Source organism: Salinactinospora qingdaonensis (genome assembly GCF_039539445.1).
In the GTDB taxonomy this organism is placed as follows: Bacteria; Actinomycetota; Actinomycetes; order Streptosporangiales; family Streptosporangiaceae; genus Salinactinospora; species Salinactinospora qingdaonensis.
Window position 1 is genome coordinate 317,795 of record NZ_BAABDD010000003.1, and the last position, 20,487, is coordinate 338,281.

15 protein-coding genes and 1 pseudogene are annotated in these 20,487 nt (G+C 69.6%); 6 read left to right on the forward strand and 10 right to left on the reverse strand.

Going from position 1 to position 20,487, the window contains the following annotated elements; all coding sequences use genetic code 11:
* The first annotated feature begins 306 nt into the window (after positions 1 to 306).
* Positions 307 to 1,011 carry a Crp/Fnr family transcriptional regulator gene (locus ABD848_RS05375; protein WP_344967916.1) on the forward strand — a complete coding sequence of 235 codons (705 nt, stop codon included), beginning with the start codon at positions 307 to 309 and terminating at the stop codon, positions 1,009 to 1,011.
* 58 nt (positions 1,012 to 1,069) lie between these two features.
* Positions 1,070 to 1,825 (forward strand): class I SAM-dependent methyltransferase, encoded by a 756-nt coding sequence (locus ABD848_RS05380; protein ID WP_344967918.1) that lies wholly within the window; start codon positions 1,070 to 1,072, stop codon positions 1,823 to 1,825.
* 55 nt (positions 1,826 to 1,880) lie between these two features.
* Here the strand turns inward: ABD848_RS05380 and ABD848_RS05385 are convergent, their stop codons facing one another.
* Entirely contained in the window at positions 1,881 to 2,315 is a 435-nt protein-coding gene (locus tag ABD848_RS05385; RefSeq protein WP_344967920.1) for a hypothetical protein, read from the reverse strand.
* Between the two features lie 413 nt (positions 2,316 to 2,728).
* Between ABD848_RS05385 and ABD848_RS05390 the strand changes: the two genes are divergently transcribed.
* On the forward strand, positions 2,729 to 3,124 hold the full coding sequence (locus tag ABD848_RS05390; RefSeq protein ID WP_344967922.1) for a hypothetical protein: 396 nt from the start codon (positions 2,729 to 2,731) through the stop codon (positions 3,122 to 3,124).
* The gene (locus ABD848_RS05395) at positions 3,121 to 4,521 is read left to right on the forward strand and encodes a dihydrolipoyl dehydrogenase family protein (RefSeq protein ID WP_344967924.1); all 1,401 of its coding nucleotides are present in this window, start codon (positions 3,121 to 3,123) and stop codon (positions 4,519 to 4,521) included. Before ABD848_RS05390 ends, ABD848_RS05395 begins: the two co-directional genes overlap by 4 nt.
* Positions 4,522 to 4,570: 49 nt before the next feature.
* Here the strand turns inward: ABD848_RS05395 and ABD848_RS05400 are convergent, their stop codons facing one another.
* Positions 4,571 to 5,383, reverse strand: coding sequence for a class I SAM-dependent methyltransferase (locus ABD848_RS05400; protein ID WP_344967927.1), 813 nt, complete (start codon positions 5,381 to 5,383; stop codon positions 4,571 to 4,573).
* Positions 5,380 to 6,987, reverse strand: a complete 1,608-nt coding sequence (locus tag ABD848_RS05405) for a radical SAM protein (RefSeq protein WP_344967929.1) — start codon at positions 6,985 to 6,987, stop codon at positions 5,380 to 5,382. The genes ABD848_RS05400 and ABD848_RS05405 overlap by 4 nt, the downstream gene beginning before the upstream one ends.
* Positions 6,988 to 7,334: 347 nt before the next feature.
* Between ABD848_RS05405 and ABD848_RS05410 the strand changes: the two genes are divergently transcribed.
* Positions 7,335 to 8,057, forward strand: a complete 723-nt coding sequence (locus ABD848_RS05410; protein WP_344967931.1) for a spermidine synthase family protein — start codon at positions 7,335 to 7,337, stop codon at positions 8,055 to 8,057.
* Positions 8,058 to 8,711: 654 nt separating this feature from the next.
* Here the strand turns inward: ABD848_RS05410 and ABD848_RS05415 are convergent.
* Complete coding sequence (locus ABD848_RS05415) at positions 8,712 to 10,364, reverse strand: AMP-binding protein (RefSeq protein WP_425567437.1); 1,653 nt, start codon at positions 10,362 to 10,364, stop codon at positions 8,712 to 8,714.
* A gap of 213 nt (positions 10,365 to 10,577) precedes the next feature.
* Here ABD848_RS05415 and ABD848_RS05420 point away from each other — a divergent pair.
* Positions 10,578 to 10,883: pseudogene (locus ABD848_RS05420) on the forward strand (dihydrofolate reductase family protein); the annotation flags it as partial.
* A 110-nt stretch (positions 10,884 to 10,993) separates the two neighbouring features.
* Here ABD848_RS05420 and ABD848_RS05425 read toward each other — a convergent pair.
* The 6 genes from ABD848_RS05425 to ABD848_RS05450 all read right to left on the reverse strand — a co-directional run.
* Positions 10,994 to 12,481 carry a SulP family inorganic anion transporter gene (locus tag ABD848_RS05425; RefSeq protein ID WP_344967933.1) on the reverse strand — a complete coding sequence of 496 codons (1,488 nt, stop codon included), beginning with the start codon at positions 12,479 to 12,481 and terminating at the stop codon, positions 10,994 to 10,996.
* A 602-nt stretch (positions 12,482 to 13,083) separates the two neighbouring features.
* A complete protein-coding gene (locus tag ABD848_RS05430; RefSeq protein WP_344967935.1) occupies positions 13,084 to 14,103 on the reverse strand; it encodes a DUF6177 family protein in 1,020 nt (339 codons plus the stop codon).
* Positions 14,100 to 14,507: a hypothetical protein gene (locus tag ABD848_RS05435; protein WP_344967937.1), complete on the reverse strand. Its 408-nt coding sequence runs from the start codon at positions 14,505 to 14,507 to the stop codon at positions 14,100 to 14,102. Before ABD848_RS05435 ends, ABD848_RS05430 begins: the two co-directional genes overlap by 4 nt.
* Positions 14,504 to 18,496: a type VII secretion protein EccCa gene (eccCa, locus tag ABD848_RS05440; protein WP_344967939.1), complete on the reverse strand. Its 3,993-nt coding sequence runs from the start codon at positions 18,494 to 18,496 to the stop codon at positions 14,504 to 14,506. Before eccCa ends, ABD848_RS05435 begins: the two co-directional genes overlap by 4 nt.
* Before the next feature lie 220 nt (positions 18,497 to 18,716).
* Positions 18,717 to 19,205: an SMI1/KNR4 family protein gene (locus ABD848_RS05445; RefSeq protein ID WP_344967941.1), complete on the reverse strand. Its 489-nt coding sequence runs from the start codon at positions 19,203 to 19,205 to the stop codon at positions 18,717 to 18,719.
* Between the two features lie 7 nt (positions 19,206 to 19,212).
* Positions 19,213 to 20,487, reverse strand: a 1,275-nt coding sequence (locus tag ABD848_RS05450; RefSeq protein ID WP_344967943.1) for a deaminase domain-containing protein, incomplete at its 5' end; no start/stop codon positions are given.

Consider the following 20,487-nt stretch of genomic DNA (forward strand, 5'->3'; position numbering starts at 1 on the left):
GGACACACCTCGCGGCGATCTTGCCGGACAGCTCACCCCTTCGCCCTCCAGCGAGAACCCACCAGCCGCCCCGCCACCCCTCGCTGCCGCCCACCTCCCAACGCACAGCATCGACACCCGCGTCTCCCAGCCACCTGCCTCCCGTCACTGTCCCTCCGAACCAGCGGCACCGACATGCGGTGCCCAGGCCCTCGGGACGCGCCCCGGATTCCCGCCCGACCTGGAGGTCGGGGCATCCCCTAGGAGAGCTGGGGAAAGATGAGGGAGAACACGGCGACAGGACCGGGGTGAATACACGTGTCGGCGATGGAACGGACCTTGCGGCTGCTGGGCGGGAAAGCCGATGACGCGCGACTACAGCGAGCCGCTTGGGTGGCCCGCTGCGTGGGACGGGGGACCTCGGCGCCGCTGCGACCAGAAGATATCTCCGCCCTGGCCACGACGCTGAACCGGCACACCGTCCCCCGGGGCGCCGTGGCCTACGGCGGTGACCACCATCGGCCCGGCGTATGGATCGTGCGCTCGGGGCAACTGGAGCTGTCGGCGGGGACCGGATCGGGGCGCGCGGTCGTCCAGATCCTGCGCGGCGGGGACGTCGACGGCGACATCCAACTACTGCTGGACCTGCCCATGCCCTACACGGCCCGCGCCCTCGACGACGTGGAACTGCTCCATCTGGAGCGTGAGGATTTCGAGCGGCTGCTGGCCACCAGCCTGCCGATCGCCCGACGCTGGCTGTCCAGCGTGGCCGAACGCCTCAACACCAGCCACATGCGTATCCTCGGGCTGCTCGGCCGCACGTTGACGCAGCAGACCGCACAACTGCTGTTGGACGAGGCCACCGACGGCGCCATCACGGTTCCGCAACGGACCCTGGCCGCCATGCTGGGGGTACGACGCCCCTCGCTGAACAAGGTCCTCAAAGAACTGGAGAAAGATAGACTGATCACGCTGGGCTACTCCGCGATCGCCATCGTCGACGAGAAAGGGCTCACCCGGCGCGCCGGATGAGGGCCAAAACGCGGTCTCGGCCAGTGTGGGGGCGGGCCATACCGGGCAGAAGACCGCAATGCCCAGCGAGGAGGAGTGGCGGCGATTCCTGACGCGATTCCACGAAGCGCGGCCGGCGATCACTGAACGCCTACTCGACCGCGCCGACACCTCGCCCTACGCATGGTTGGTCGAGCCGCTTCGCCGCGTGGACGGCCCGGTGGTGGATCTGGCCTGCGGCTCGGCCCCCACCCGCGACGAGCTGACCGCCGCCGACTGGGTGGGGGTGGACTCCTCGCCGGCGGAACTGGCCGGCGCGGCGGCGCGGGGACGAGGCCCCCTCGTCCTCGGTGACGCGACCGCGCTGCCCTTCGCGACAGGGGCGGTGGGGGCCGTGTGCGCCGCGATGTCGTTGCAGGTGCTGCCTCGGCTCGACACCGTGCTCGCCGAAGTCACCCGGGTACTGCGCCCCGGCGGCACGATCGCCGCCCTCACCCCCGCCCGGCTGTGGCCCTCCCTCACCGGGATGCTCACCTGGGCGCGGGTGCTGCGCGTCTCGGGCCTGCCCCGACCGGCGTGGCCCAACCCGCGGGCCTGCGACACGGTGGGGCGCGTCCTGGAAGCCCACGGCCTTACCGTCACGTCGAACCGGCGCCACGTCTTCGTGCTGCGCATGGAAACCCCCGCCGACACCTCGCTACTGGTGGACAGCCTCTACCTGCCCGGTGTCGACGAGGAGCGGCTACGGTCGGCCCAGCGCGCCCTCGCCCCGTGGGCGCACCCGGGCCGCGGGCTGGCTCTGCCGTTGCGGCGCGTGGTCGCCCACCGTAGCTGAGCGCACGAACGGCCGGCCGTCCCTCCCAAGAAGGACCGCTCGGGGAGCGGGGCGGCTACGCCGTGCGGCGGACCAGGCTGTACAGCGCAGCGGCGGTCACCAGACCGTAGAGGAGATGCCCGATGAGACTCATGATCGCGGGCGGGCCGATCTGGAGCACGGGCATGCCCAGGATCGCGGGCATCAGCAGGAGGGGACCAAGCACCCACCACACCAGGCCGTAGACCAGGCCCGCGCCCAGCACCGGCCAGAGCCGATCGGCGAAGGCCCCGGCGATGACCCCAAAGCCCGCCCCGATGGCGACGGAGATCACCAGGTGAACAAGGACACCGACCACGGCGCTCTGACTGCCCACGAGCATGGCCACCGTCGGAAGCATCCCCGCTACCGCCATGAGGATTCCGAAGACGATCCCGCCGGCGAGGCCGGCGACCGCGCCCTTCCATATGTGCGTTCCCAGGTGGGACCGGGACACAGTGAACGTCGACATGACACTAACCTCCGTTGATGCTGCCGTATCGGTTGTGTGCGGGCGCCCCGAAACGCACGGGGCCGTCCCCGGCGCTCGGGCGCGCGTGATCTCGTCGCTCCCCGCCGGGGCCGACGAACTGTGCCCGCTCCTGCCTGGATAGTGCCGCGCATGCGCACCCGGCCCGAGCTCTGTCTGCCGGCTGACACTGTCGGTGCGGCGCACAGCGGGAGGAAGGTGGACTCGAACGTGCCGGACAGGCCGATCTCCGCGCCGAGGGGCAGCTTGCGCACCGAAGCGACGGCGCAGTCGAGCGCCGGGGCCGCCTACCGCGCGGTGGCGCCCGGGTGCGCGACCGGACCGTGGTTTGTGCAACCAGCGGGGCGGAAACATCGACCACCACCCAACGACAGCCTGCTACCAGGGGAAATAACGTGAACCTGTCCCGACCGAACCGCCAGTTCCTCGCCCCGGACTCCGCACGCGGCCCCTCACGGCAACTGCCGGTGCTGCGCATCGGGGTCACCGGTGGGCTCGTGGGAATCCTGTGCTGCGTCGGCCCGACCGTGCTCGCCCTCCTCGGGATCGTCAGCGCGGGCACCGCCTTCGCATGGGCCACCGACCTCTACGAGGGCTACGCCTGGTGGTTCCGGATCGCCGGCCTGGCGGTCCTGGCGGTCCTGGTGTGGTGGTCGCTGCGCCGCCGGGGCCAATGCTCGGTGGCCGGCGTGCGCCGGACCCGCTGGCGGCTCGCCGCGGTACTGGGGGTAGCGGTGGCGACCTACCTCGTGCTCTACGCCCTCACAACCTGGCTGGGAACGCTGGCATGACCCCCCACCTCGTCGTGCTCGGCGGGGGCGCCGCCGGGTTGGCCGCCGCCCGAGCCGCCCTCGCCCGCCAAGCGCGCCCGTTGCTGGTCACCGAAGGGCCGCCCGGGGGCGACTGCACCTTCACCGGGTGCGTGCCCTCGAAGAGCCTCATCGAAGCGGCCGAACGCGGCGCCACCTACCCGGCGGCGATCCGGCGGGCACGCGAGGTGGTGGCGCAGATCGCGGCGACCGAGGACGAGCGGGCGTTGACCGCCGCGGGGATCGAGGTGCTGCGAGGCCGCGCCACCTTCGTCTCTCATGGCCGGATCGAGGTCGCGGCCGCCGACGGCGCGGCAGTGCGCACCATAAGCGCCAAGCGGGTCGTCGTGGCCACCGGAAGCCGCCCCCGCGTCCCGCCCATCCCCGGCCTGGCCGACCTGAACTACCTCACCAACGAAACCGTGTTCGAACTCGACGCGCTGCCGCGCGAGGTCGCGGTGCTGGGCGGCGGCGCGGTGGGCTGTGAACTCGCCCAAGCGTTCGCGCGCTTCGGCGCCGAGGTGACCGTGATCGAGGCGGCGAAGCGGCTGCTGCCGGGGGAGGCAACCGAGGCGTCGCGGGTGGTCACCGAACGGTTCGCCGCCGAGGGGATCGGCGTGCGCACCGGGGCCACAGTGCGCAGCGTACGGTCCGTGGACGGCGGCGCCCGGTTGGAGTTGGCCGACGGCGACGCGGTGACCGCGCAGCGGGTGCTGGTGGCGACGGGACGCGAACCGGTGACCGCGGGACTCGGGCTGGCCACGGCCGGGGTGGCCACCGACGAGCGCGGCGCGATCCGCACTGACGCGCACTTGGCCACGACTAGGCGAGGCGTCTACGCGGCCGGCGACGTTACCGGTGGCCCCGCGCTGACCCACGCCGCCTACCTCATGGGCCGCATCGCCGCCGAAAACGCGCTGGGGCGCCGACGACAGGCGCGCTTCTCCGCCGCCGCCGTACCCCGCGTGGTCTTCACCTCACCAGAGGTGGCCCAGGTGGGGCTGACCGAGGCGGGGGCCGTGCGGCGCCACCCGCGGGCGCGGGTGGCGCACCTGCCGCTGTCTGAGGTGGATCGCGCGGTTACGGCCGGGCGCACCGACGGCTTCGTGACGATCGTGGCGGGTCGGCGCCGCGTGACGGGCCACCTCGGCGGTGGACGGGTGCTGGGCGCGACCGTCGTGGGCGAGCGCGCGGGCGAGGTGATCCACGAATTGGCGCTGGCGGTGCGCACCGGCATGTTCACCGGGCGCCTGGCACAGACCACGCACGCCTACCCCACCTACGCGCTCGCCGTGCAGCAGGCCGCGGCACAGTTCGTCACCGAGCACGGCGGGCGCCGGGCGCGGCCGATCCAGGACCGCGGCCCCTCCCCGGGCTGAGCCGCGGTGGGATCGGGTCGGCGAGGGGCCCTCGCCGGTGGCCCTGGCCTCACGCGGCCGGTTTCTCCGCGACCAGCAGGGTGTAGCCGATGGTGCCCGCTTCGACCGCGCGCCGTGCCGCCACGAGATAGCCCCGCACCGCCTCGGCGTCGACTCCGGCGGCGGCCAACCGCTCGGGGGCGGTCATCTCGAACATCCCGATCCGGGCCTCGATCTCGTCGACCATCCGCGCGATCGCGGTGTCGTGGCGCTCGCGACGCAGCGGGCGCAGCCCGGCGTCGACCAGCAGTTGCTCGTAGTCGGCCGAAGGGCGGGCGTCGGCGATGCAGGCGACCCAGCCGGTGATACCGGCCAGCTCGGCGGGCAAGCCCTCCGGGGCCACCGTGACGTCGGTGATGCCGACCCGGCCGCCGGGACGCAGCGCACGGGCGAACTCCGCGGCGGCCACAGTCTTGTCGGGGAAGGTGCACAAGGCGCACTCGCAGACCAGCGCGTCATAGCCGGCGTCGGTTACGGGCAATTGTTCGGCGTCGCCCACCCGGAAGGCGACGCGCTCGGCCAACCCGGCCCGGACGGTGGCCTCCCGCGCGCTGAGGACCGTGTGCTCTCCCAGGTCCACGCCGTCGACGAGCACCTCGTGTTCGAGCGCCAGCAGGCGAGCCGTGGCCCCGGGGCCCGCGGCGACGTCGAGCACCCGCTGCCCCGGTGCCAGCGACAGGGCCCCGGCGAGCCGGCGGGTGAGGGCGAGACCGCCCGGGTGGTAGGCGGTCCCGAGCAGGAGCGCGACCGCGTCGGTGCCGTAGGCGGCGGCGCAGCACGCCTTGACGTCATCGGCCCACGCGGGACCGGGCTCGGCGCTCACCACTGCACCGCCTTGCGCCCCACGTTGGTGGTGTCCGCGGCGACCGGCCGCTGCCCACCGTCGCCGGCCTCGGCGGCGTCAGCGACGACCCGGGAGCCGTACGGGGACTCGACGGTGTCGTCGGCCAGTTCGTGGGCGTTGGGGACCACATCGGCCACCGACACCCCCGACATCTGGGAGCGCACCTGCTCGCGGTAGCCCACGGAGTTGTAGGCACAGAAGGGGATGATCCGCCCATCGGGGGTGATTTCCTCGACGCAGCACTTCATGAGCTGTTTGACGTTGAGCGTGTAGGGGTCCTGGAAATCCTGTACGACGATCATGAACGCCCGCTCCCCCAACTCCTTGGCGGATTCGGGCAGCTCGATCCCGCACGCCTCGCACTCGGCCGCCGCGGCGGCCGTCTCCAGACTCTCCATCGTGGCCGGGGTTCCCATGAACGCCGAGGCGCTCCATAGCTTCTCCAGCGCGGAGCGCAACGCCGGGTCGGGCATGACGCGGTTACTCACGTAGTCGAGATGGTCGTCGATGTTGACCAGGCGCGGGATCGGCACCACGTCGGTGCGGTGCGGTTTGCGGTCCACCAGCAGGTAGCTGATGGAGCGACAGGTCGGGAAGCAGCACGGGACGGGGACGAAGTCGCCGGGGCGGAACCAGTCGGGGCACTGCGCGTTGACCAACTCGATCACATCGGAGTTGGTCAATCGGGTCAGCGGGTCGAAGGCCACATGCCGCCCGGAATGGGTGACCGGCTGGAAGGAAACCGAGCGCACCGCCGGATGCTCCACCCCGAAACGGACGATGTCGCCGACCTCGTGCTCGTTGAGGCCGCACTCGATCGCCGCCACCAGGGTGACGGTGACTCCTTCCTCGGCGCAGTTGTCCAGCGCCCGCCGCTTGTGGTCGCGCAGGTCCCTACCGCGGATTTCCAGATGGGTATCGCGGTCGAACCCGTCGAACTGTAGGTAGACGTTGACCGAGGTACCGTTGCGGCCGTTGCGTTCGCCCAACGCCCGTACGAACCTCCGATCGCTGGCCAACCGGATGCCGTTGGTGTTGAGGTTGACCACCTTGATCGGGCGCTGCTGGGCGAGATCGACGAAGTCGAGGATGTGCTTGTGGATGGTGGGCTCCCCACCGGAGAACATCACCACTTCCGGCTCGCCCTCAGCCTCGACGAACGTGTCCAGCATGTGTTCGCACTGGGAGTGGGTGATGCTGTAGCCGTCCGGCTGGTGCCCGGAGTCGGCGAAACAGATCGGACAGTCGAGGTTACAGCCGGTGTTGACCTCGATAATGCCCAAGCACGCATGCTGCTTGTGTTCGGGGCACAATCCACAGTCCGAGGGGCAGCCGTCCTTAACCTCGGTTTGGAAGGACAGCGGCAGCGTTCCCGGCTTGTTGAACCGCGCCGACTCGGTGTAGGTCTGCGCGTCGCCGTAGACCAGCGCCTCGAACCAGCCGTGCTCTCGACAGCGTTTGCGCAAGTAGACCTTGTTGTCGCGGATGTTGACCTGCGCGTCTACCACCACCTTGCACACGGGGCAGACGCTCTTGGTGTATTCGACGAACACCTCGTCGCGGTCGTGTTGTCGCGGTGCCACCCGCCCCCCTCTCCCCACCCTTGGTCGGTCGCGTCGTTGCGGCAGCCGCACCGGCGGCCCCGCGGCGGGCGGGCGGTTCCCCTCCCCAGCGAAACCGCCCGCCCGCCGGCCGTGCCCGTCGGGTACCTGCGCCCGTCCGGGCGTGTCCCATCCGAACCTGGCCAGGCGGCGGTGGGGGCCGCGACTGTCGGCTCGGTGACACTCATGGCCTTCGAGGGGCGCCTGCCCAGCCACACCCCAACTCAACCCCGCAGCACAAGACGGTCAGGCGCGGTCCCTCCGACACAGCTACCGCAGAGCCGCTAGATTCTGGGTATAGACGGTGACCGAAGAAGCGGGAGACGCGGGTGAGTATTCGCTTCCAGGAGCTTGATTGGCGCGAGACGCCGATGGGGGTCATCAGCCTGCGCCGACGGCGGGACCCGCTTGTCGACAAAGACGTCTACGAGATCAAGCTCGACGATGAATTCCTGATGTCGAGCCTGTTCACGGTGGCAGAGGTCGAGATCGCACGGCTCGCCCTCTCCGGGATGGACGGGGAGAACCTTAACGTGGCCGTGGGCGGGCTCGGGCTGGGCTACACGGCCCAGACGGTGCTGGAGTCGCCCAACGTCGACTCGGTGGTCGTGGTGGAAGCGCTCGGCGAGGTGATCGAGTGGCACGAGCGCGGCCTCATCCCCGCGGGCGTCTCCCTGACCGCCGACCCGCGGTGCCGGTTCGTCCAGGGCGACTTTTTCTCGATGGTCGCCAGCACGCCCGGACTGGACCCGCATGCCCCGAACCGGCGGTTCGACGCCATCATCGTCGACATCGACCACTCGCCGCGCCACCTGCTGCACCCCAGTCACGCCGACTTCTACCAGCCAGGAGGGCTGCGGGCGCTGGCCGATCAGCTCACCCCCGGCGGCACGTTCGCCCTGTGGTCCAACGATCCGCCCGACGCCGACTTCACAACGGTGCTGACCGAGGTTTTCGACCAGGCCACAGCCGAGACGGTCAGCTTCCACAACCCGCTGTGCGACGACGAGGCCGCCAACACCGTCTACCTCGCCACGACAAGCGCTGCCTAGGTTGTTGTTTTTTGGGGAGGGCGGCCGGGCCGGCGGTGGGCGCACGCGGGCGAGCGCGCCCCTGTACACCCACACAAGGCAAAAGCCCGCTCACCCTGGCCACAACGCAAGCAAGCGCGCCCCTGTACACCCACACAGGCTGCCGAGATCGCGAAGCGATCTCGGCAGCTTTGACGAGGGCGCTGTGTCTTTGACGCACCGCTGTTGTGCCGGGTGCTGCTGGTGGGGGGGTATGCCGGTGGGGTGGTGGCTGAGAACACGCCGGAACCCGCCGAGCCGCCCCGTCTGCCCGGTCACGGTGCTCGCCCCCTGGTTGCCTCGTCACGGCGTCGACCCCGCTCCCGTCTGCCCGGTTGTGGTGGTGGTCTCGTTCCCGTCTGCCCGGTTACGGCGTCGGCCCCGGCCTCCCACCTGCCTTGTCGGGGTGGTGGCTCCACGTCGGCCCCAGCCCCTGTCGTGGTACCCGTGCCACCTCAGGCACAGCCCGCCCCGGGCTGCTGAGATCGCGAAGCGATCGAGGCACGAGCGAACGGCAAACCCTCCAGGCACAGCCCACCCCCCGGCTTGACAAAACCATAGAAGCACCCCCCACGCCCCAGCCGTTCGAAAAACAACAACCTAGAGCCGTCCCGTGCAGGCTCCCATGGGGGTGCCTCAGTCCTGCCGTGGCGGAGCCAACTGTCGTTTGAGGACCTTGCCGGTGGCGTTGCGCGGGAGCGCGTCGAGGAAATGGACCTCGCGGGGCACCGAGAAGCGCGCTAACCGTTCGCGCACCCGCGCACGGACCTCCTCGGCCCCAAGCGAGGCCCCCTCCTCGGTGACCACGTAGGCGGCGAAACGCCGGCCGAACTCCTCGTCGGGCACTCCCACCACCGCGACCTCGCGCACCTGCGGCAACGTAACGATGGCCTCCTCCACCGGACGCGGGAAGACGTTCTCCCCGCCCGAGACGATCATGTCGTCGTCGCGGCCGGCGACATGCAACAGCCCGTCGCTGTCCACGTGGCCGAGGTCGCCCGTCTCCATCAACCCGTGCTCGACCCGCTTGCCCTGGCCGGTGGTGTAGCCCTCGAAGAGCATGTCGTTACCGACGAAGATGCGCCCTTGAGCACCGGCGGGCACTGCGCGGCCCTCGCTGTCCAGGATCGCCAGCCGCGTGCCCAGCGGCGGACGGCCGGCGGTGGTGGGTGAGGCGCGCAGCTCGGCGGGGGTCGCGATCGTCGCCCAGGACACTTCGGTGGAACCGTACAGGTTGTAGACGATGTCACCGAAGGCGTCCATGAAGCGGGTCGTCAGCTCGGGGGGCATCGCGGAGCCGCTGCACGCCACGATGCGCAGCGAGGACGTATCGTAGCGCGCCCGCACCGCGGCAGGCAGCTCCATGATGCGTTGCAACATCACCGGGACCGCGAAGAGGGCGGTGCAGCGCTGCTGGGCGACCGTGCGCAGCAACTCCTCGGGATCGAAGCGGCGTTGCAGCACCAGCGTGGCCCGGAGCGCCATCGCAAGCTGCATCCCGGCCAGCCCCCAGGTGTGGAAGAGCGGCGCTGTGACGAGCAGCCGCTCGCGGGAACGCAGCGGAATCCGGGACAGCACCGCCGCGGCGTCCTGCGGCCCTTTCGGGGTGGGGCGCCGGGCCCCTTTGGGCGGCCCGGTCGTGCCAGAGGTGAGCATGATGAGGCGACCGGCCTGGTGGGGCGGGGTGCGGGGAGCGTCGGAAGCATGCTCGGCGAGCCCGTCGACGGTGGATTCGGCGGCGTCGACGGCTCCGCCCCACGCGACGATCCGGTCGACCCTTTCGGGCAGCCATGCGCACAGGTCAGCGAACTCGGCGTCGGCGATGACGGTCGTGATTCCGGTGTTCTCGAGGGCCTCGGCCAACTGTTGGCCGGCCAGCCCAGTGTTGAGCATGACGGTGTCGGCACCGAGGCTTCCGCAGGCCACCAGAGTCTCGATGACCAGCCCATGGTTGCGGCACAGCACCCCCACCCGGGTTCCCTCTCGCACGCCGCGCCCGGCCAGACCGTTGGCCAGCCGGGTTGTGCGCTGCTGGAGTTGGGCGTAGCTGACCGTCCTCGCGTCGTCGATGTAGGCGACGGTGTTCGGGGCGCGCATCGCGGCGGCCCGGTAGGCTCCCGCCGCTGTAGCGCCCCAGCGCCGGAGCGCCAAAAGCTGGCCGACGACACGGCCCGGCCGGCCGGGCCGCACCACCCCGGCGCGCACGAGAACGCCGAGGGTACGCAGGGTGCGCAGCAGCTCGTGGCCCGACGCTGGGGCACTCGGTGTGGCGCCGCTGCTCTCGGACAACGTGCACCTCCGCAAGAACGAAAAACACTGGCCGCCGGGGGTGCGAGGCTGCCCGCACCTCCCGAGGGCAGCCAACCTAGGTCACGGTCCCGTGTTTTTTCTTCATCGTGGGGTGAGCGCCTTCGACAGCCGTTTGTCACGCGAGGCAGCAAAACCACGCGCGAGCGCCCGATCTGGCCCACCGACGTCGCAGGCCCCGCCAGCACCGGCCCCATGGTGGAGTTCGCCGGCATCTGGCGCGATATGCCCAAGATCGTGTTCTCCCGGACCTTGGAGCGGGCCGAATGGAACACCACCATCGTGCGCGACGTCGGCGCCGAGGAGATCAGAAAACTCAAGGCCCAGCCGGGCGGGGACCTGGTGGTGGGAGGCGCCGACCTCGCCGCCTCCTTCATGGGTCACGGCCTGATCGATGAGTACCGAATCTACATCCACCCGGTCCTCATCGGAGCGGGCAAGCCGCTGTTCCCGCAGGAGCGGAGCAGGCGCGCCCTGGAGCTCGTCGAGAGCCGGACCTTCGGCAACGGGGTCGCTGGTGCACCACCGGCACGACGAGGAGCCCACGCCGCCCTGAGCCCCGCGTGCCGTGGCAGGTCTTCACCTGCCACGGCGGGCTCTTCGGGCAAACGTCAGTGGCTGCCGGCGAGTTCGCCGGTCAGGCTGTCGTGTAGCCGGGCGCTGGGGCGGTTCAGACCCACGATTTCCACGCTCTTGCCGCGTTGGGCGTACTTGGTGGTGACCGCGTCGAGGGCGGCGACCGTGGAGGCGTCCCAGATGTGGGCGTCGGAGAGGTCGATGACGACGTGCTCAGGGTCACCCGAGTAGTCGAACTGGTAGACGAGGTCGTTGCTGGAGGCGAAGAACAGCTCGCCGGTGACGCTGTAGACCACGTGGCCGCCCTCGGGGTCGATCACCGAGGACACTTGGACCATGTGGGCGACCCGACGGGCGAAGATCACCATGGCGGTAATCGAGCCGGCCACGACGCCGATGGCCAGATTGTGGGTGGCGACCACGATGGCGACGGTGACGGTCATGACCACGGTCTCCCCCAGCGGCATCCGCTTGAGGGTGGCCGGTGCGACCGAGTGCCAGTCGAACGTCGAGACCGAGACGATGATCATGACGGCGACCAGCGCGGCCATCGGGATCTGCGAGACCCACGGGCCGAAGACGATGCACAGCACCATCAAAAACGCGCCGGCGAGGAACGTCGACAGCCGAGTGCGCGCCCCCGAGGTCTTGACGTTGATCATGGTTTGGCCAATCATCGCGCAGCCGCCCATACCGCCGAAGAAGCCAGTGACGATATTGGCGATGCCCTGCCCGATGGACTCGCGGGTCTTGTTGGAGCGGGTGTCGGTGATGTCGTCGACGAGCTTGGCTGTCATGAGCGACTCCATCAGCCCCACCAGCGCGAACGCGAGGGAGTAGGGGGCGATGAGCGTCAGCGTGTCCAGCGTGAACGCGACGTCGGGAAGGCCGGGGGTCGGCAGCGACGAGGGCAACGCTCCCTTGTCGCCCACCGTGGGCACCGCCAGGCCGGCGCCGATCGTCAGCGCGGTCAGCGCCACGATGGACACCAGCGGTGCCGGGATCACTCGGGTGAGCCGCGGGAACAGCACCATGATGGCTAGGGCACCGGCCACGAGCGGATAGACCGGCCAGGGCACGTCGCGCAGCTCCGGAACCTGGGCCATGAAAATCAGGATGGCCAGCGCGTTGACGAAACCGACCATGACCGAGCGGGGGATGAACCGCATCAGCCGGGCCACCCCCAAGGCACCCATGACGATCTGGAAGACCCCGCCGAGGATGACGGCGGCGATGAGGTAGCCCAACCCGTGCCCGATGGACAGCGGCGCCACCACCAGCGCCATCGCACCGGTAGCGGCCGAGATCATGGCCGGGCGCCCGCCGACCACAGAGATCACCACGGCCATGGTGAACGAGGCGAACAGTCCTACCTGCGGGTCCACGCCGGCGATGATGGAAAAGGAGATCGCTTCGGGGATCAGCGCCAGCGCGACCACCAATCCCGCCAGGGTTTCGGTGCGCAGGGTGCTCAGGGAAGGGAGGGTGGGTCGGCGACGTGGGAGTGCCGTCAGGGAGACCATGAATCCAATCTCGTGCCAGGGCAGCCCGCAGCGGGCCGCGGTGCGGTCAGGGGCGTAAGCGGGGGCGAGCGGGCACCGGCGGTCACGCAGCGCGCCACAACGTCCCGGCCACCGGGGAAAACGGCTGGTCCGGTGTGTGGCGAGGAGGGGCGTGAACGGCGGCGGTGCCACGATGGCCAGCCGCGCCACAGTGCGCCACCGGCCGGGACGGGACTCCCGGATCGAGTCCCGCGCTGCCTCAGTACACGGAAAACTTTACTTCGGCGCGGGGGCGCGGCCCCCGGAATCGCCCTTGAGAGCGTTCTCACAGGTCACGGGGGACTCCGTGGACTGATAGCGAACGCGGGCGCGCTGACCTGACAAAAAGCTCCGCCACGAACAGCCAGCGCTGGGCGCGCGGAGCACAGGGTGGGGATTGTCTCTCCCGGCCCACCGCGCTGGGCGCGGCGCTCTAGGTTTTTCGGCGAAGGCGGGGAAGGCCGGCGGTGGGCGCAAGTGCGTGAGCGCCCCCGAAGGCTGCCGAGATCGCGCAGCGATCGAGGCACGAGCGAACGAAGAACACGCCCACGATCCCGCACCCCAGCCGTTCGAAAAACAACAACCTAGTCGGCTGCCTCCCTGTGGGGGCGCAGGTACCTCATGAGGGCGGTGAACGCCCCCAGCGCCTCGGGGTCGGTGCCGTCACCGAGCGAATACCACACCGCCGGGGCGCGCGAGGAGCCGATGGCCCGCCCCCGGATGGGCGCGGCCAGCGCCCGCTCCAGCCCCACCTCGGCGGTGGCCCGCGCCCCGAGGGCCGTGGCCACCGGGATCGGCGGCCCCACCCAGCGCGGCTCGTAGGTGAGATCAGCCCGCCCAGCCATGCGCTGCACCGTCATGGTGCGCAGCGTCTGGTGCCGCTGGAACTGCGCTGCCACCTCCACGAGACGCTCCAGGGGCGGCTGCTCCCCCGGCTCGTAGCCCACAGCGAAGGTGACGACTTCCTTCACGCCCGAGGTCACCCGCGACACGTGCTGGAGGCCGACCATCGGCCGGGCGGTGCCGCCGGGCCCGCAGAACACGAGTCTGGTCGGCGCGGGCGCCCGGCGCCGGCACAGTTCGGTCACCGCGTCGCGGTCCCATGCCGATAGGGCCGGCTCGCTGGTGCCCCAACCGGCGAGCGCACCCGCGCCGAGGGTCTGCGCGAGTGTTTCGGCGGCGCCGCCAAGCCTGACCCCGTCGGCGGCCGGGTGGAACAGCCGTAGGTCGACCAGGAGCTGGGTGCCCGGATTCCTGGAGTGGCGCAAAAAATCCGGGGAGGGGTCGGGCGTGGGCTGCCCGCCGGCGGCGGGGCCGAACCCCGAGTTCTCGTCCCACAGCAGCCGCGCCCCGGAGAGGCCGTCGTAGTGGCCGCCGCCGGCGGGGTCGGCCACCACCCACCGGGCTTTGGGGCCGCTCAGCACCTGACGCAGCGGCAGCGTGATCCGGCACTGCGGCGGGGAGAGCACCTGGAGGCCCTGCCCGTTGCGCCCCGCCATCGCCACGGCGTCGGCCAGCCAAGACGACAGCGGGATCACGGGCCGTTCCTGCTGTGCCACCGCGGTCTGTTCGGTGGCGATGTCGATGGCCGGGTGGGTCGTCATCGCGGTCGGTCCTCCCGTCCCGAGGGACCGTCCTCGCGGGGGCGCGTCGGCCACACCGTGCCGCCGAGCCGGTCGACCAGTCCGGTGGCGAAGCGGTGGGCTAACGCGGCGGTGTCCTCATCGCCGTCGCGGGGATGAGTCGCCCTGGCCTCCACCCACCAGCAGGGGTGGGGCATGCGCCGCGCGGTGTCGCTGCCGAGCAGCCGTTCCACCTCGCTGGGGACATCGACGCGCTGCGCGGCCTCGATGCTGAGCAGTGCTCGCCCGTCGTCGTCACAGAGCTGGATGACGGCACCCTCCCCCGCGCCACGCACCCGCAGTCGGCGGCCCGCGCGTACCATCGCGTCGGCCAGGACCCGCATGTCGGGGGCCTGCCGCACCAGCGCGACCACGTCGTATGTCAACGGTTCTCCTCAGTCGGCTCGTCGATCAGCCCTGTCTGGACGAGACGCGGCGCGCCACCCCGCCGAATCCAGCGGCCCCGCCCCGGCGGCTGGGCGGTGGCGTAGACCTTCGGGAAGAGCTGCCCCTCGCTGCGATCGCCCGACATCAGCAGGGCGCTGGTACCGATCTCGCGCATCGCCTGCACCAGGGGGTCGTGCAGACCGCGCCCGGCCCCGGCCACGCGGCGCGCCACCACGAAGTGCAGCCCGATGTCGGGGCCGTTGGGGACGAAGGGAACGAACGGGGCGAGCGGCTTCTGCCCCGCCGTGGTGAGCACATCGTAGTCGTCGGCCAGCACGACGATGCGCGGCGTGGGCGGCCCGCCGGAGGCGAGCGCGTCGGGGTCGGCGTCGTCGGGCATGCGCCCCTCCAGCTCTTTGGCGACACCGCCGGCCAGCCCGGCGCACACTCGCGCGTTGCTGGCGTAGCCACCCAGGTAGGGCTCGGGGATGACACCGCGCAGCGTCCGGCGCGGGTCCATGACTGCGAACACCACCTCTTCCGGGGAGTGGCGGGCGATCACCCCTTCGGCGACCAGCCGCAGCAGGTTGGTCTTGCCGCATTCGCCGTCGCCGAGCACCAGCAGGTTTTGGTCGCGGTCGAACAGGTCGAGCAGCACGGGGGCGAGCGCACGTTCGTCAACCCCGATCGGCACCCGCCCGGCTTCCTCGTCAGGACCGGGCAAAGCGGCGGCGGGCAACTGGTGCGGCAGCACCCGCACCGGCGGCGCGGTCGGCCCCTGCCATGCGCCGCTGATCGCCCGGCAGGTCTTCTCGACGACCTCGCCCAGGTTGTCTCCCTCAGGCAGCGCGTCGATACGGGGTAGGGCGACCTGGCCGAAGAGCTTGGTGTCGGTCAGCGCACGCCCAGGGGTGTCGGCGCTGATCGTCTCGGCGAGCTTGCGGTCGACAGCCGAGTCCGATGGGTCGTTCAACCGCAGCTCCACCTTCTGGCCGAAGGTGGACTGCATAGCCATGCGCACGTCGTTCCACCGCAGCATGGCCGCCACCAGATGGATGCCGTAGTTGCCGCCGCGCTGCAACAGGTCGGAGACCATCTCGTCGATCTCCTCGAAGTCCTTACGGATCGCGCCGAAGCCGTCAACACACAGCACCACCTCGGCGCACGGCAGTTCGGGGAGCTCTCCCCTGGCGTGCCTGCGCCGCAACTGCTGCAACGAGTCGATGCCGCGCTCGCGGAAGACCTGCTGGCGGTGCTCCAGCATGCCCCGCAGTTCCTCAAGGGTGCGGCGGATGCGTTCGGGGTCGGTGCGCGGTGCGACCCCGCCGACGTGGGGCAGGTCGGCCAGCGCCTGTAGACCACCGCCGACCAGGTCGAGCGCGTAGACCGCGAGCTGGCTGGGCGTATGGGTCAACGCGATGGACAGCACCAGCGTACGCAGGAGCGTCGTCTTGCCGGTCTGTGGCCCGCCGATGATGGCGAGGTGGCCGCCGGAGGCGGTGAGGTCGAGGTTCCATAGCCCCTGCCACTGCTTGTTGGCGTCGTCGAGCACCCCCACGGGCACGTGCAGTTGCGGGGTGTCGACAGGTAGCCGTATCGCCTCGCCGGCGGGCTGGACCGGACCGGTGACCCTGTCCAGCGTGGTGGCTTGCGGCAGCGGTGGGAGCCAGACGCTGCGGGTGGGCGTGCCGTGGCGGGCCACCTGACTCACCATCACCTCGAGCAGAGTCGCTCCGGTGACGCGCTCGGGCAGGTCCGGACCGTCGTTGGCGGCGCCGACCGGTTCGGTGGAGCCGGCCGTGTTGTAGGCGGGGTAGGGCAAAACCGGGGCGGGGCCGCTCTCCTGCTCCTCTTCTGGCAGGGGGCCGCGGTAGCTGCCGGAGACGTAGCCGGCCTTGAACCGCTGGTAGACGGTGGTGTCGACTTTGAGGTAGCCGAACCCGGGCAGGGCCGGCAGGTGGAAGGCGTCAGCGGTGTCGAGCACCGTGCGGCTCTCTTCCTCGGAGAAGGTGCGCAGACCGATCCGGTAGGACAGGTACGTCTCCAGGCCGCGCAGCTTGCCGCCCTCGATGCGCTGGCTGGACAACAGCAGGTGCACGCCGATGCTGCGGCCGATCCGCCCGATGGTCAGGAACAGTTCGATGAAGTCGGGGCGGGCGGTCAGCAGCTCCCCGAACTCGTCGATGATCACCAGCAGGTGTGGCAGCGGGGGCAGACTCGGGTCCTGCGAGCGACGGTGGGCGTAGTCGCCGATGCTGGCGAGGTTGCCGGCGTCGCGCAGCACTCGCTGGCGGCGCCGCACCTCACCGTTGAGGCTGGCGTAGGCGCGCTCGATCAGCGCGGCGTCGTCCTCCAGGTTGGTGATCACCCCAGCCACGTGGGGCATCTCCTCGAACGGCGCGAACGTGGCGCCGCCCTTGTAGTCGACCAGCACCATACTGACCTGCTCGGGCGGATGGCCGGCGGCCAGCGCGAGCACCAGCGTACGCAGCAGCTCGCTTTTGCCGGAGCCGGTGGCGCCCACACACAACCCGTGCGGCCCCATGCCGAGCTGGGCCGATTCTTTGAGGTCGAGGGTGACGGGCCGGCCCATATCGTCGACGCCGATCGGCACCCGGAGGAACGCGCGTTCACTGCGCGACTTCCACAGTTGCTCAAAGCGCATGTCGGCGGGGTCGGGCACCCCCAACATGGTGGGAAAGTCGACGCTACCGCCCTCGGCGGCGGTCTCCTCGATCGACTCCGGGGACAGCCGCAGCGGGGCCAGCATCCGGGCCAGGCCCGACAGAGTCGCCGCGGGAACGTCGTCGACGGTTCCGGTGAGAGCACGCGGCTCGTCGGCACGCAGGTCGACCACTTGCACCTGGTCGCCGGAGACGGTGATCCGCACGCTCACGTCACCGGGCTCGGCGAGCTGATCGGCCACCAGATGCAGGACAGTGACGCCCAGGGCGGCGGGGTCGACGTCCTCGTCGGGGCGCACCAGCTCGGTGGCGACCTCGCCGTGGGTGTCGTGAATGACCACCATGCGCCGCATCTTGCGGTAAGCCTCGCGTCTGCCCATACCGCGCCGCACCTCGGCGGCGAAATCGGTGCGGTGACGCAGCTCGTCGGCGAGCAGGGCGCCCAGTTGGGCGGGAGTGGGCGCGATGAGCCGCGCGTTCACGCCGCCGTCGCGGCGCTGTTGGTCGAGGACTTGGGGGAGCCACTTGAGCCACTCCCACTCGGCGCCGCGCTCCTGAGGGTGCATCACCGCCAGCCCGGTGTCCTCGGGCGCGTGGAAGGCCGACAGTTGGGCGAGCAGGGCGCGTACCAGCCGCATCACGTCGGCGCGCTCCCCGATGACGCTGACGTTGCCGGCCATGTCGAGCGGGAGGGTGAGCGGCATTTCCGGCACGGTCTCGAACCGGCGCACGGCGGCTTGGGCTTCGGAGAGCATGAAGGGGTCGGTGGGCGCCAGGGCGGTGCCCCGGTCGGTCAGCCGCAGCGGATGGCCGGGCATCATCCCGGTGCCGACCCGCACGCACAGGAAGTCATGGTCTTTGCGGCGACGCTCCCATAGCCGGGCGGGGTCGCGGACGACGTCGTAGAGCGCTTCGGGAGGCGGGTCGAGCAGGCGGGCGTGCGAGCGCCCTTCGCGCTCCCACGCGCTGAGCTGCTCGCGCAGCTCTTCCAGGTATTCGAGGTAGCGCTCCCGTTGTTGCCGGCGTTGGCGACCGACCTGGCCACGGCGCGACAGGAGCATGCCCAGCCCCGCGAGGAGGGCGACGACGAGGACGACCGCGCCCAGCGCCATAAACGCGGGGTTGCGCAGCACCATCATGATGGTCAGCGAAGCCATCATGCCCACCATGGGCAGGATGCTCATGAGCTGGTTGCCCTGGGGGTTTCCCTCGGGAAGCGTGGGAGGCGCCTCGACTTCGTGGGGTTCTTGCCGCTGCGGTGGATACACCGTTCTGGCCGGCCGATGGACCACTCGCGTCGTCACCAACGCTCCTCTCACAACGGACGAACCAGAATCCTAGTGGCCGTGCGTTACAGCCCGTTCCTCCCGCGTACACAGACCACCCCACAGCCGGGTGCCGTTCCTACGCCCACCATCCTTCACACCATCGAGCCTCAAAGCACAACGTTTCCTCAACCCTGTGGATAACCGGAAGCAGCCGACCGGGAAAGCCAAGATCAGGAGGAGGCCACCTCGCCATGCCTCAAGTCCTGCCTTCCCTGATTTTCTGAGAGAACCTTTTAGCAGCCTCCCAATCTTTCCTTGAAGCATTCACCTCCCAACGAAGAAATTCAACAAACGATCCACACACCCTCCTTTCTTCCACTTCGTCGAAAACATAGACTCCAGGGTCATTCATTTTAAAAAAATAGACATAATCAAAATGATAATTTCCAATGAAAATCTTCCCGGAAAGATCAAAATCAGGCGCCTCTTCAAGCATTTCTTCGGCAATATCGAACGCGCAGATCGCCGACCTAATGTCTATTTCGACGCTTAGGTATTTGAGTGGATTTGCGCCCGCAACCCTGAGAAAGTAAAGATAATCATCCGGAAGCTGAACATTGCTCTGCATAGCCTGGAGTTCGGATATTTGCTCCTCGGTGCATCCTGACACTGCGTCAGCGTCAGCCAAACCTGCGTCTACCAGTTCAGCGATCATTTGATCGATCTCGCTATATTTGCTGTTCATTTTTCTCCTACCTGTTCTTCTTCCAGATTTTCATGTCATGTTCACGCGCACTCTTGGGAAGTCGTTCAATGATCCATCCCTTGTCAAGGGGGTCCGAAGAGTCATACTTGTATGTGTTGGGATCTTCATATCTTTGTTTAGTATCCAGAGCCACTATGTTTTTCTCACCCCACGTCACCTTGAGTTGGACATCGGGGTACCTTTCGCGGAACTGCTCCATCACTCCTCGGCACGAGCGACAGGGAGGACGTTCCGTGTATATTTCAATATCTCCCCTTGCATCCCCTGAGAGTCGCGAAGCAAGTTCTTCCAGGAGCTTCACCTCCGAGTCATAGCGACGACTTTTCACTCCGCCCTCCGCTTCAAAAATCGGGTTTTCTTTAAATTTGACCAGCCCGTTGTTCTTTTCTTTTGTTCCGCTGCTGGCCGCTTCGGTTTGTACCTCCATTCCTTCGATGTCGGCTCTCATGATCGCGGCGTTGCTCTTGGCCGGGATCTTGTTGGTGCCTTTCAACTCTGGTGCGTCCAATGCTTCTCGAAGGGCTTCGACCCCCAGGGAGTTGGGGGGCGGTGCGGCGCCCTCGCGGATGTCGGCCGCGAGTTCCTCGATGCGGGCCTGTCCCGCGGCCTCGGCGGAGTCGACCGTTTCAGGGGCCTGCTGCGCTTCGGGCGTCTGGTCTGTCTCTGGGGTTGTGGCCTCGGCTGAGTGCGGCGGGGCCGTGCCCTCATCCTGCCCGGTTTCACCGGATGGCGTCTCCCGAGCAGGTGGCTCGGCCTGGCCACCGTCCGGAGCGGGGCTGGTAGGAGCCTCGGCAGATGCCGTCTCCCCGTTGGGAGTGGGGCCGGGACGGTCCTCTGTGGAGGCCGGCGGCGCGGGGACACTGTCGTCGCCCTTGCCGTCTGTGAACTCAGGGGCGGGTCCGCTGGGGGCTTCGGGTGTCTTGCCGTCCCCGGTGCTGGGGGCGCTGGGGGTGTGGGAGCCGCCGGCTCCACCGGGGCCGGTGGCCGGGCCGCTGGGGTGCGTGCTGTGCCCGCCCGGCCCGTGGATGGCCGGGGAACTACCGGTCGTGGGGGCGCTGGACTCTGGGCTGGGCGGGCCGGTGGTGGGGGCGGAGGCCGAAGGAGAAGTGTCAGGGGCGTCGGGACTGCTGGTGTTGGCGGGGTCGTTGGTGTTGGCGGTGATGTCGGGGTGGTGGGGGGCGCCGATGGTGGCGGGGTGGCGGTGGGCCAGCTCGGCGGCCTCGTCGAGGGCGGCCGCCATACCGATCTCGGTGGAGCGGAT